Source organism: Chryseotalea sp. WA131a (assembly GCA_025370075.1).
GTDB lineage: Bacteria > Bacteroidota > Bacteroidia > Cytophagales > Cyclobacteriaceae > ELB16-189.
Window position 1 is genome coordinate 1,348,330 of sequence record CP073016.1, and the last position, 12,897, is coordinate 1,361,226.

General features: G+C 42.8%; 12 protein-coding genes. 6 read left to right on the plus strand and 6 right to left on the minus strand.

The features are described 5' to 3' along the window. Window positions 1-22: 22 nt before the first annotated feature. On the minus strand, window positions 23-2,209 hold the full coding sequence (gene katG, locus KA713_06055) for a catalase/peroxidase HPI (GenBank protein ID UXE69047.1): 2,187 nt from the start codon (window positions 2,207-2,209) through the stop codon (window positions 23-25). Window positions 2,210-2,358: 149 nt separating this feature from the next. Between katG and KA713_06060 the strand changes: the two genes are divergently transcribed. Further along, window positions 2,359-3,294 (plus strand): LysR family transcriptional regulator, encoded by a 936-nt coding sequence (locus KA713_06060; GenBank protein UXE68148.1) that lies wholly within the window; start codon window positions 2,359-2,361, stop codon window positions 3,292-3,294. 24 nt (window positions 3,295-3,318) lie between these two features. Here the strand turns inward: KA713_06060 and KA713_06065 are convergent, their stop codons facing one another. The 4 genes from KA713_06065 to KA713_06080 all read right to left on the minus strand — a co-directional run bounded on the left by KA713_06065 (window position 3,319) and on the right by KA713_06080 (window position 7,389). Next, the gene (locus tag KA713_06065) at window positions 3,319-3,810 is read right to left on the minus strand and encodes a hypothetical protein (protein UXE68149.1); all 492 of its coding nucleotides are present in this window, start codon (window positions 3,808-3,810) and stop codon (window positions 3,319-3,321) included. 39 nt (window positions 3,811-3,849) lie between these two features. Continuing rightward, a complete protein-coding gene (locus KA713_06070; protein ID UXE68150.1) occupies window positions 3,850-4,398 on the minus strand; it encodes a cob(I)yrinic acid a,c-diamide adenosyltransferase in 549 nt (182 codons plus the stop codon). 486 nt (window positions 4,399-4,884) lie between these two features. Further along, the gene (locus KA713_06075) at window positions 4,885-5,601 is read right to left on the minus strand and encodes an ABC transporter ATP-binding protein (protein UXE69048.1); all 717 of its coding nucleotides are present in this window, start codon (window positions 5,599-5,601) and stop codon (window positions 4,885-4,887) included. Between the two features lie 612 nt (window positions 5,602-6,213). Continuing rightward, entirely contained in the window at window positions 6,214-7,389 is a 1,176-nt protein-coding gene (locus tag KA713_06080; protein ID UXE68151.1) for a carboxypeptidase-like regulatory domain-containing protein, read from the minus strand. A 444-nt stretch (window positions 7,390-7,833) separates the two neighbouring features. Between KA713_06080 and KA713_06085 the strand changes: the two genes are divergently transcribed. The 4 genes from KA713_06085 to KA713_06100 all read left to right on the plus strand — a co-directional run bounded on the left by KA713_06085 (window position 7,834) and on the right by KA713_06100 (window position 10,832). Continuing rightward, window positions 7,834-8,013: a hypothetical protein gene (locus KA713_06085; GenBank protein UXE68152.1), complete on the plus strand. Its 180-nt coding sequence runs from the start codon at window positions 7,834-7,836 to the stop codon at window positions 8,011-8,013. 18 nt (window positions 8,014-8,031) lie between these two features. After that, window positions 8,032-9,372 (plus strand): C10 family peptidase, encoded by a 1,341-nt coding sequence (locus KA713_06090; protein ID UXE68153.1) that lies wholly within the window; start codon window positions 8,032-8,034, stop codon window positions 9,370-9,372. Between the two features lie 70 nt (window positions 9,373-9,442). Next, window positions 9,443-9,889: a hypothetical protein gene (locus KA713_06095; protein UXE68154.1), complete on the plus strand. Its 447-nt coding sequence runs from the start codon at window positions 9,443-9,445 to the stop codon at window positions 9,887-9,889. A 196-nt stretch (window positions 9,890-10,085) separates the two neighbouring features. Next, window positions 10,086-10,832 carry a hypothetical protein gene (locus KA713_06100; protein UXE68155.1) on the plus strand — a complete coding sequence of 249 codons (747 nt, stop codon included), beginning with the start codon at window positions 10,086-10,088 and terminating at the stop codon, window positions 10,830-10,832. 313 nt (window positions 10,833-11,145) lie between these two features. On the opposite strand, the gene KA713_06105 is transcribed toward KA713_06100, so the two are convergent. Next, a complete protein-coding gene (locus KA713_06105) occupies window positions 11,146-11,334 on the minus strand; it encodes a transposase (GenBank protein ID UXE68156.1) in 189 nt (62 codons plus the stop codon). 18 nt (window positions 11,335-11,352) lie between these two features. On the opposite strand from KA713_06105, the gene KA713_06110 reads away from it, so the two are divergent. Then, on the plus strand, window positions 11,353-12,675 hold the full coding sequence (locus KA713_06110) for an IS1380 family transposase (GenBank protein ID UXE68157.1): 1,323 nt from the start codon (window positions 11,353-11,355) through the stop codon (window positions 12,673-12,675). Window positions 12,676-12,897: the final 222 nt, after the last annotated feature.

The following is a 12,897-nucleotide window of genomic DNA, read 5'->3' on the forward strand; positions in this document are numbered from 1 at the left end:
GGTGTCTGACGCCTAATGGAAATCACGCGAAATCAAACCGATCCAAATTCATCACCTTCGTCCACGCAGCCACAAAATCGGTAACAAACTTCTTTTGCGAGTCTGCACTTCCGTACACTTCAGCAAGCGCGCGTAACTCGGAGTTCGAACCGAAAATTAGATCAACACGCCTGCCTGTCCATTTCACTGCACCCGTTGCGCGGTCACGACCTTCAAACACGTCTTGTGCATCTGTAGTTGCCTTCCATGTAGTGTCTAAATCTAGCAAGTTCACAAAGAAATCGTTGGTGAGTGTCTCTGAGCGTTTGGTAAATACACCATGCTTTGATTGATCGAAGTTTGTGTTGAGCACACGCATGCCTCCCACCAACACGGTCATCTCCGGTGCAGTAAGGGTAAGCAATTGTGCCTTGTCAACCAATAATTCTTCAGCAGTAGCAGTGTGTTTTTTCTTGATGTAGTTGCGGAAGCCATCGGCAGCTGGCTCTAGCACAGCGAATGACTCTACATCGGTCTGCTCTTGCGTGGCATCGGCACGACCGGGAGTAAACGGAACTTTCACATCCAGCTTTGTCTTTTTTGCAGCCTTCTCAATACCCGCGCATCCGCCCAGCACAATCAAATCTGCAAGCGAAACAAACTTCTTGCCTGTATTGAATTTCTTTTGGATTCCTTCTAACGTCTTTAAAACTTTAGCCAACTGAACAGGGTTATTGACTTCCCAATTTTTTTGCGGAGCTAAGCGAATACGCGCACCGTTGGCACCACCGCGCTTATCCGACCCACGGAATGTAGAAGCAGAAGCCCACGCAGTCGATACCAATTCTGACACCGTCAATCGAGAAGCAAGGATCTGAGTCTTCAATGCCGCAATTTCTCTTGGACTGATTTTATACTTCGCACTTGGGATTGGGTCTTGCCAGATTAATTGTTCCTTCGGCACTTCCGGGCCAAGGTAACGAGCGATTGGCCCCATATCACGATGCGTTAATTTAAACCACGCACGCGCAAAGGCATCTGCAAATTCATTTGGATTCTCAAAGAAGCGTCTTGATATTTTCTCGTAGATTGGATCGAATCTTAAAGAAAGATCGGTCGTCAGCATGGTTGGAGCATGGCGTTTTGATTTGTCATGCGCATCGGGCACAGTACCTGCACCTGCATCTCCTTTTGGCTTCCACTGGTGTGCACCCGCAGGGCTTTTGGTCAATTCCCAATCAAAGCCAAACAAGTTCTCGAAGAAGTTGTTGCTCCACTTTGTTGGCGTAGTGGTCCATGCACCTTCCAACCCACTGGTAATCGTATCAACACCCTTGCCGCTGCCAAATGAATTTTTCCAGCCAAGGCTTTGCTCTTCAATGCTGGCTGCAGCTGGTTCGCGACCTACGTGCTTGTCTGCATCAGCTGCACCATGGGTTTTGCCAAAGGTATGACCACCGGCAATCAAGGCAACTGTTTCTTCGTCATTCATGGCCATGCGGCCAAACGTTTCGCGAATGTCTCGTGCAGCTGCTATTGGATCTGGGTTTCCATTAGGGCCTTGCGGGTTTACGTAAATCAAACCCATTTGCACTGCACCAAGTGGATTCTCCAATTCGCGATCGCCCGTGTAACGTTTGTCGCCCAACCATTCTGTTTCAGCACCCCAGTACACATCTTCTTGTGGTTCCCACACGTCCTCACGTCCGCCAGCAAAACCAAATGTTTTGAAGCCCATTGATTCAAGTGCGCAGTTACCTGCAAGGATCATTAAATCCGCCCAAGAGATTTTATTTCCATATTTCTTTTTGATTGGCCAAAGTAGCAAACGAGCTTTGTCAAGGTTGGCGTTATCAGGCCAACTATTAAGCGGAGCAAAGCGTTGCTGACCCGCTCCGGCACCTCCGCGCCCATCAGCGATGCGGTACGTGCCGGCCGAATGCCATGCCATGCGAATGAAAAACGGTCCGTAGTGTCCATAGTCCGCTGGCCACCACGCCTGAGAAGTAGTCATTAAACTAAAAATCTCTTTCTTCACTTTTTTCAAATCAAGAGACTTAAACTCTTTTGCATAGTTGAACTTCTTGTCCATTGGATTAGACATCGAAGAGTGTTGGCGGAGGATGTTCAATTTCAATTGATTAGGCCACCAATCGCGGTTGCTGGTGCCACCACCTGCACTTTGTTTGAGGGCACCACCATGAAAGGGGCATTTCCCTTCACCGTTCATGGCATGGTGAGATTTGTTTGAAGAGGTTTGTGTTTCCATTTTTATAGATTAATAAATTGTTACTACCAGTTTATTGAATTGCCACAATGATAGCATGGGTTTGCTAATAAATCAAATTGATTATATTTATAAAGATATAGTTATTAACTATGACTTTAACACAACTTGAATACCTTATTGCACTGGACACCCACCGCCATTTTGTCCTGGCCTCCGAAAAGTGCTTCGTAACCCAGCCTACGTTAAGCATGCAAATACAAAAATTGGAAGAAGAACTGGGGGTAAAAATTTTTGACCGCACCAAGCAACCCGTTATCCCTACTGAAATTGGTGCGCACATCATTGCACAAGCCCGCATTGCCGTGCGGGAGGCCGGGATAATCCGCCAACTGATTGCTGAACAGAAGGATACCATGACGGGGGAAATCCGCATTGGCATTATTCCAACGCTTGCCCCCTATCTATTGCCTCAGCTATTTAAAAACATTCGGGAAAAGTACCCTCAAGTAAGCTTGGTTGTTAAAGAAACCATTACCGAAGAAGTGATCGTAGAGCTAAAAAGCAACCGGCTTGATTGTGGATTGGTGGTGACACCTTTAAATGATTCTTCCATAAAGGAGGATGTACTGTTTTATGAAGAATTATTCGTGTACGTGTCCAAGAAAAATGCGCTACATACAAAAAAATATGTTCTGCCAACAGAAATAGACCCCCATCAACTTTGGCTGCTGGAAGAAGGACATTGTTTCCGATCACAGATCTTAAACTTGTGTGAATTGCGCAAATATTCAGAGCTACATTTCAAATACGAAACCGGCAACATCGAAACTCTTAAAAGAATGGTGGATAAAAGCGATGGCATCACCATTTTGCCAGAGTTGGCCGTAATGGAATTTACCAAACAGGAAATGAAACTAGTGAAACAGTTGAAAGAGCCTAGCCCTGCACGCGAAGTAAGCCTGGTAACTCACCGTGACCACATCAAAACAAAACTTATTAAACTTCTAAAAGAAGAAATTCTATCTATTGTGCCCAAACCCATGCAAAAATTGCAAAAGAAAAAAGTGGTGGAGATAAATTACTAAGTGGTTGAAACATTTTGTACTGCCTCACCGATAATAAAGCGACCGATAATCAACCGTTCGCATTACCACCCCCCTTTTCACTTTCGTGTACTTGGGCTTGATAAACAGCAAGGCGGCCCCAGCAGCAGAAACGGACAAGGCGGTAATGTAACTGCTGTTAAACTCTCCTTTGGTGGAGCCAATGAGTGAATTCAATTGATCAAGCGCGATGTAGCCCAATCCACCAATCAACATAAAACCTCCTACCCCGCCCACCCGGTGCGAACGAATTTTCTTGGTTTCTACTTTAGCGATCGCTAGAAAAGGAATGGTATCATAAGAGTTGGTAATCATCGAAAACTCGGTGAGTTCTAAAATGTAACCTTGCTTTTTCTTCTTATTCTTTAAAACACACTTGAAATACTCACCTTCTACAAAACGAGCAATCACCGTTTCGTGCTTTAGAAAAATAAGGTGCTTCTGCGCAGATAAAAGATGAGCGAATGAAAGAAAGAGTATTACGAAAAGAAAGCGCATACTTAAAAGTAAGAAAATCTGTCTAAAAGCACATCCATTTTACATCCTCGCCCTCCAGGGAGTTTCGTCAATCTTCAGTTCGTGTGCCATCATGCGGCAGAGCACAAACAAATAGTCTGACAAGCGATTGAGGTATTTTATGACCAACGGGTCTATGATTTCGATGTGGTGAAGTGCAATCACCAACCGCTCGGCCCTGCGGCAAACCGTGCGCGCCACATGCCCAAAGGAAACAGAAGGATGACCACCGGGCAACACAAAAAAACGCATGGGTGGAAGCACTGCATCCATCTTGTCCATTTCATTTTCCAAAAGCGTAATATCACTTTCTTGTAAAGAAGGGATTTTCACTTTTGTATTTCCGGGTTCGGTGGCCAATATTGAACCGATCGTAAAAAGCCTGTCTTGTATCTCCACTAAAATTTCTTTTCTGGAATGATTCACCTCTTGGTCGCGCAACAAGCCGATGTACGAGTTCAATTCATCTACTGTGCCGTAGCTATCAATGCGTAGATCGGATTTAGAAACACGCTTGCCCCCAAACAATGATGTTGTGCCTTGGTCTCCGGTTTTGGTGTATATTTTCATGTTTTTTTGATTACGAAGTCTTTCCAGACCTGTTTGAAAAAAAAATATAAGCTAAATGGGTAACTGTGGAAATCAAAGAACCAAAAATCCAAAACGCCAAAGTTATCCCAAGGATCGGCATTCCGCAATTCAACCCATTTGAATTCATTTTTGGATAAAATAGTTGAGGCAGAAAAAAGAAATACGAAAGCAAGATTAATAGCAAAACAAAAATTTTTAGATTCCTTTTAAGCCTTAAATCCAAAAGGAAATAGATACCAATTTGAAAAATTGAAATCGCAATTATGACTGTCAGTATCATTTCAATTCTTTCTGGTAGAACTCAAATTTACAGAAAACATCAATGAATAGCACAGAATTTCATGCAAGCATCGACCAGCTATATCAACGGAAAGCGTCTCTCGGGACGGACGTAGAGCGAATAGCGCTGGTTCGAGCAGGTCGCCCATCTTGAATCTGAAATCTTGAATCTGAAATGTAAAATCGTCAATGCGCCACTTCCTCCATTGCAGGGTTCCTCGTCACGTTTTCATTTTTGCGATCCCACTCAATCAACCCATCGCGCAAGCGGATGATGCGGTGTGCATAGTGGGCAATGTCGTCTTCGTGGGTTACCAAAATAATTGTATTGCCTTTGTCGTGCAGGTTTTGAAACAAGTTCATGATATCATAACTGGTTTTGGTATCCAAATTACCGGTAGGCTCATCGGCCAAAATAATAGAAGGGTTGTTGACCAACGCACGCGCAATGGCCACACGCTGGCGCTGCCCGCCCGAAAGTTCGTTGGGCTTGTGGTGGTAGCGGTCGCCCAAGTTTACGCTTTCAAGTGCCTCCATTGCCTTTTCTTCTCGTTCATCTTTGCTGTAGCCAGCATAAATCAAGGGCAAGGCCACGTTCTCCAAAGCAGATGCACGGGGCAACAGATTGAAGGTTTGAAATACAAAACCTATTTCTTTGTTGCGAATCATCGCCAGTTCATTCTCCGTCATCTCGCTCACCTCTTGACCATTGAGCATGTAAGTACCTCCACTAGGCGAGTCCAAGCAGCCTACAATGTTCATCAGCGTAGATTTGCCCGAGCCCGATGGCCCCATAAACGCTACGTATTCGCCTCTATCAATGCTGATGCTGATGGATTGCAGGGCGTTGACAATATTGTCGCCCATTTTATACATCCTAGAAATTTTGTGTGTTTCAATGATTTTACTCATGTGTGTGGTATAATTACTGTTTCAACTGAAAGAATACGATTTGGTTACAAAACAACGCAAAATAGACCAAAAAATTTTGGTTTCTAGGAAGATGAGAATTGCACATCGACATGTCCACCGTACCAAAGTAGTGGTGGAAGCACCAGCGAAGATGGGGGCATCCCTTTGCCAGCCCACACACACGCCTCTGCGTTGGCAAGCGGGTCAGGCTATTCGCTACAAGTCCGTTCACCCACATTCTCACGCGCTTCGGGCTTTCCGCTTCTATCCCTTGCCCATTTACTCAGATTAAAAAAAGTCGTGCCACAACTGTAGTGGTGGCACAACTCACCCCCCCCTCATCCAACACCACAAAGACGGGCGCAACGTCTTTTTGTTACGATTAAGTGGAGGGAGAAATAGTTTAACTGATTACGCTCATTGAAATCTTTTTTGCAAATCAGCTTTAGGTTATCTGGGGCAAAAGCCTTGCGTAACGGTAGGCAGGTCTCTCGCTTGCTCACGCGCATGCGGAAGACTTGCGTCAGATGGTGAGCCTGACAATTGTTCTTGATGTGCTGCATCAAATTTTTTTGCGGTAAGCCAAATCAGAGGGCGCATTTACTATTTCAGCAATTGGCTAGCTTTTAACTTCTCAATTAACTCACTCTCCCTTTTCGAATAAATTGGGATATTAATACCTTCCCAAAAGCTATTGAAGTGACTATCTCCATATTTGTATAAAGTCTTTGTTTTAAGACGTTGCTTCTTTTCAATCGCTTTCAATTGATTTACATCAACGTCCAAAGCAATAAACTCGCTTTGGTATTCATTTTTTTGAAAACTTTTTTTGTGACTATAGTTAATATTCAAATAATTTTTCGCAAACGAAAGGTAGCAGTTACCTTTGACATATTTAAACGATAGCGTTACCTCCATATAGACAATTTTTACGGTTGCCCCTAAAAATGATTTTTCCCAGCTGCTCGTAGAATCCATTCTGATTGCGATGTGGCTGATGTAATCGTTTTCAACTATTATTTCTCCAGCGAAGAGAAACTCATTTTTGGTAGCTGCCCTATTAGGGACGATATCGATACGATACTTGTTCAATTGCCCCGAATATCCATGAATTGAGTAGTTATAATTATTTCTATTCTCACCTTGAAAACGATCTAAAAAAGTAAAATATTGATACTTGAAAATCTTATCTACATCAATTGGTGAGGTCGTGAGAAGAATATCATCGGATTCTTTTGGCAATTTCACCACCCTAGCTTGCTCAACGCCAATCATCATATCCTCTTTGGCCATTGGATAATTAATCCTTAAAAGAGCATCTGAATATTTACTGCACTCATTGTTGTCTTTAACTATCTCTCTAAAATATACACTTGTAGAAAATGGGTATTGTGCTTTGGCGTTGCTTGAAGCAACAACCTTCAAAAAATGATCAAAAGGATCTTTTCCGGTAATCACTACTTCATTAAGTGAAACAACAAGAGGCACAAGCTCAATTACATTTTCTTCATTCTGTTTCAAAATTTTACTACTTATCAGTGTTGTTCTATAACCAACGTGAGAAATCCTTAGGGAATCCAAATCGCTGATTTTCTCAAATGTCAATTTAAACGCCCCTTCAGCATTGCTGACCGTGCCTGTTATACGTCCACTTACTGATATATGAGCATATTGAACAAGCTCACCTGTTTCTTTGTCTTTTATTGTTCCAAATATAGATTGAGACATCACATAATGATTTAGAAAAACAAAAAAGATAGCATTAAATTTCCGCAACATTATTGTATAGTTTAATTTAATATAAGAGTTTATTGTAAACAAACTATTAAGAAAAATTTCAAAATAAGATCAACTTGTCAAAACGCAAAAAGTAGGGTATGACAAGTAGACCTGGACTGGCGCAAGTGTTGTGCGTTGGCATTTAGCGCGGACTACTTGTGCCTTTCAATAACTTCACTTTAACCTTAAACTCAATTTACAAAAATCAAAAAACTGTTTTCAAACTAGGGCACAAGTCTCGCGCTTCCTCGCGCGCGTGCCGAAGACTTGCGCCAGTTGGCTGAAGGAAAAAAGTAGAAGTAATATTTGGCGTCCTAAGCGTAACATTGCCTTATTTGAAAGTATTGCTTTTATCCGATAAGATTGCTGTGGAGATATTTAGAAAATGTATTGCTTTTATAAAAATTAATCAGTTAAATTTATAATAACCAAATCACATAGCATATGAAAAAATTACCCCCCCCCCCCCCCCGCATACTCCTCTTAATTGTTGCAACAATTCTCGCGCTATCCAGATGTAGCGATGTTGCCGAAGCCGATAAAAAGCCAGACCAGCCGAATCTGACTGAGGCAGAAATCAAACGACTTGTATTGCTGGATGAGGATTATGTTTACCCACTTTAGCAAACAAAGACGAACGCGATGAATTTAGCCGCCAAATTTTTGGATGAGAAAGATGGGGTAAAACGAAGCATTTCAAAATTGATTACAGTCCCTTCGCGGTATAGTATTGAGAAGAAGACGTTGATCAAAACTGACTTTTCCATAGCCAAACCAGAAACCCCATCGTTGTACATTGCAAATTTCAATGAGAAAGATGGCTATGTTATTCTTTCTGCAGATAAACGCGTACCAGAAATTGTGGCGATTGTCGGTAGCGGCACAATCGACTCACTAGCACATCCTGGCTTACGTGTGTTTTTATCGAATGCGGTCATGCACATGGATGAAATGGTTGCTGAAATGGAGTCTTTCAGAAACGATGTGGCTTTTAGGAGCATGGTAGCAAAATTGGGAGAAGCGCTTACCAAAGAGAAAGAAAAAACAAGCAAAAGCGGTAGATCTGCCATAGGCTGTCAATATCTGCGTGTGCCTGGCGGAAGGACTGATATCAACTGTCCGGGCGGTTGCTCCTATTATACATCCACTGTTCCTATTCAAACGGTAAACACTGAGACTTACATTGCGCCAATCCTATTGTCCACGCTATGGGAGCAAGGGCCTCCATTTAACAACGGACAACCAGAGGGGGGGTGTCAATCATCTAGTTATTATTGCGGGACAAATTCACGATATCTTGCGGGTTGTGTAGCAATATCTGAAAGCCAAGTTGTCGCACACTTTGCCGCAAAAACTAATTCCTTTTGGCAATCTATTACTACAAAGGGCTGCCAAAACTTTTCTAACCCTGAAGCAGATGCCGTTGCAGGTTTAAATCATTCAATTTATCTCGATTATGGTATTTATGTTAGTAGATCTTGCGGCAGTACTGCAGCAGGATTTCAATGGGGTGACCTTCAATTTACTGATCCAAGGGGAATCTCACCAAAATATGGATTAGTCGAAGGCGAGTGGAGAGCATGGAATACGACTCACATCCGGAACTCTCTCAGCCAAGGTAGTCCCGTGATAATTCAAGGGAAACAACATCTATGTTGGGCATTGTTCGGTTGGGTTGGGTGTGGAGGTGGGCATCAATGGGTAATTGACGGTATGAGGGATTTAGGGGTTCAGACCACCTATCAATTTGTGGCCTATTATGAAGGAGACGATTGCCCAAGCAACGAAGTAACATATTACACATACTCGATTAACTCAACCACGAATACTCAAATCCATCAAAACTGGGGTTGGGGTCCTAACATGGGGAGTGGGGCTAATGATTGGTATGCCCAAAATGCCTTTGAGAGCAATGTCCCTCATACTGGGGATTGGAATTATAACCATGCGAACTATATCGTAGCTTATATTACCGCTAGATAGTCTTATGAAACGAACAAATTTGACTGTTAAACCTCTATTTTGTTTCGCTTTGATTTGCTTTGGTAAGTTAATGTCTTGCTCTACACCACAACCCGGACAGCCACCTCCTCAAACGATATATGTTCGTACCTTCTACCAATCATCAACTGGAGCGGATCTACTTGACACGAACACACCAAATGCTTTCAAAAGAAGCGATTTGAAGGTGATTAGTAAAATGATAGTAAATGGTGTTACAAAGGAGATTATCTATGAGGACAACGGTATCGATATTTATTGGGATAATGAAGTACGGAGGAATTATTTTGGAATTACCATACCCACTAATTATGGAAAAACCCCAATCGAAACTTACGTTCGGCTAAGTGCAAATATTGTGGATACAGTTACCTACACGTTTAACAGTAAAGACAGGCTCTATATTCCCGATCAGGTATTTTACAACAAAAAATTAGTCTGGAACATAGCAAACGCACCCACAAACGGACTTTGGCCTCCAATTTCCATAGTGAAGTAAGATGCAAGTCAGAGGTTTTCTCAAATTGGGTCGAGATTTTATAAACTCGACCCATTTTTTTTCACCTTGGCATCTTGTTTTCCTTTTCGCTATTTTCTCAATTGTAAAAATATCAAATGGGCAAAGCGATCATGGTGTGCAAGATACCGTCAAGAGGGTGGATGTTTACCTCAGGGATAAAACTAAAATCACAGGAGTGATTATCTGGCGAGATAAAGACCAGACCATAGTTGTCACAGAGAAATCTGATACAATCCGTGTGCCGAAACGCGATTTATTGGGAGTTGTGCCGTTCAACGAAAAATTGCAAGGTCAATACAAGAACATATTTGCGTACAAATATTTCATTTCAAACTCATCTATTCCAGTTGAAAAAGGATCGTGGCACTACTCCAACCAAGATCTATTTTTTAATAGTGTGCATTATGGTGTCAATAAAAATCTTACTGCTGGGTTATCGGTAAGCGCCTTTATACAATTTTATGCAGCCCCAAAAATTAAGTACTGCCTCAATCCTGAAAACAAATACAAGATTGCCTTGAATGCCCAATACACGCACGTACTGGACTGGACATCAAATGAACGCAGCACTTATACATTTACTTTCGCGCAAGTGTTAATCACCAATGGAAATGAAGAAAACAACATTACAGTAGGGCTTGGAAAGCCCATAAAAAATGACTGGGTCTCAATTGATTACTTTGCCACGCTTGCATTCACAAAAAAAATTTCAAAGCGGTCTAGCTTTATTTCCGACAATAGTTTAATGAAAAGTTCCACTAGTTCAGCAATGGCCTACTTGTTTTCTGCTGGCGTTAGGATCAATCGAAAAAACCATGCGTTTGATTTAGGTGTGTTTACACCGCCTCTTGCCTTCAATTTTTCGAACGTCATCATACCCATCCCATTCTTAAGCTATAGCCTGAAGCTAAACAACCACTGAAAAGCAAACAACCTGTAAATGCTCTGCTCCGTCAAACCAGCTTACAAAATGAGTCGAACCGTGGATTGAGCAAAAGGATCATCAGAACGTCTTTTTGATCTGCCCACCATCTGGTAAATGGCTGAGAATTTTGACAGGTTGTAAATATATATTACTGATTTGAATTTTGCATAGTTGAATTGAAACGGAAGCGGGCTCTGCTGGGGAGCAACCTGCCAGGGTTAAGTTCAACCGACTGGAATGGTCAAGCCCTGCCGGAAGCGCAGGGCTTTTCTTTTGGATCATTCCAAGAGCTTTATGCCTTAAGAAAACCTTACGCTGCATAAGCCATCGGGGTTTGATAGTTGAGCGATTGATGTGGCCTTTCATGATTGTAATCATCGACCCATTTAGCAGTTATTTCATTGGCTTGTTCAATAGAGTGAAATAGATTCGCATCCAACACATCTTCACGGTACGTTTTGTTGAACCCAGATTTTGCAGTAGAATGAAATAGTGACAAGGTGTCTTATATTTGAATATGGAACACCACTATACCGATAAATTAGTAACAGCGTGGGGCGGGATGAAAGAGATGAAAATATTGATTGACCAAACTGGGATCAGCAAGAAGTTGGCCGAGCTTGGTTTGCCTGAGAGCAAGAGTAACAACCGGATAGATGCCGTGGGTATAATAGAGAGTTTTTGGGTGGGCATCTGGATTGGTTGCTTTCGTTTTAGTCACACAGCGGTGGTGCGGGTTGATGAAGTGTTGCGCCAGATATTTGGATGGAAGCGGGTTGCTTCGGGAACCACCTTCGGGCGTTTCTTTAAAAAGTTTACGCCCTCAATGAACCACCAAATTTTCATTGAACTGTACACGTGGTTTTTTGAGCAGATCCAATTCGACAATTACACGTTGGATATGGACAGCAGTATGATCACCCGCTACGGGGAACAGGAAGGCAGCAAAAAAGGGTACAACCCCAAGAAGCCTGGCCGTGGCAGCCATCATCCCTTGTTTGCTTTTGTCAATGACATACGCATGGTGGCCAATTGCTGGAACCGCAGCGGCAATACAGGGAGCAACAGCAACTGCATCCATTTTTTGGAAGAGACCTTTGCCATCCTCAAAAACAAAACAGTAGGGTTGTTCAGGGCCGATAGTGGGTTTTGTACCGGTACAGTCTTGGATTTCATTGAGCAGAGAAATATCCCCTACGTCATTGCCTGTAAGCTGTATGCCAATTTACAAGCCAGCATTTATGGTATCACCCAATGGAATGCGATAGGCGAAGGCTTATGGGTATCGGAAATAAACTACCAGCAAGGCGGCTGGGGCAAAGCCCGTAGGATTGTGGTCATCAAACAAAGTGAAGAAATCAGGGCCAGGGCAACGGGTAAGAAGCTCAAGACATTATTCAGCAGCGTGGGCATAGCGGACGAAAAAGTGTACCGCAAAAGGTACCATGCCTTTGTCACTAACCAAGCCCTGCCGGCAACAGAAATATGGGAACAATATAAGCGCAGGGGTGATGCCGAAAACAGGATCAAGGAGTTGAAAGAAGATTTCGGTACAGAAGGCTTTTGCATGGATAGTTTTTGTGCTACTGAAACAGCTATGCGCTTTGTGATGGTAGCCTATAATTTGATGAGCCTGTTCCGCCAAATAACCCATCAAAAACAGCCACAGCCCAAGCTTTCCACATTAAGGTTCAACTGCTTTGCAGTTGGAAGTTGGGTGGAGCAGGAAGCCCAAAAATGGGTACTGAAAATGTCCGTCCCACTCAAAAGAAGGCAATGGTATGATGGATTATTCTCAAATCTCCAAAAAATAAACCTGCCACTAAGTCTGACTGGATAGTTCTACTGCAAAATCTGGGTTTAAGACATTGGGCCGCGACAGCGGGCTATCCATAACCACCCTTCAACGAACTTTTTACACCTATCTTGACGAATCCCCGGATGTAAAAATCCTTAAACGGGAGAGGGCCACTTGCGCATAGATGCCACCTATTTCAAGCGCTTTTGTGCCTTATGTTATCAAGACCATGAAGACGGTTATACACAGTTGGTACGGTTCTCT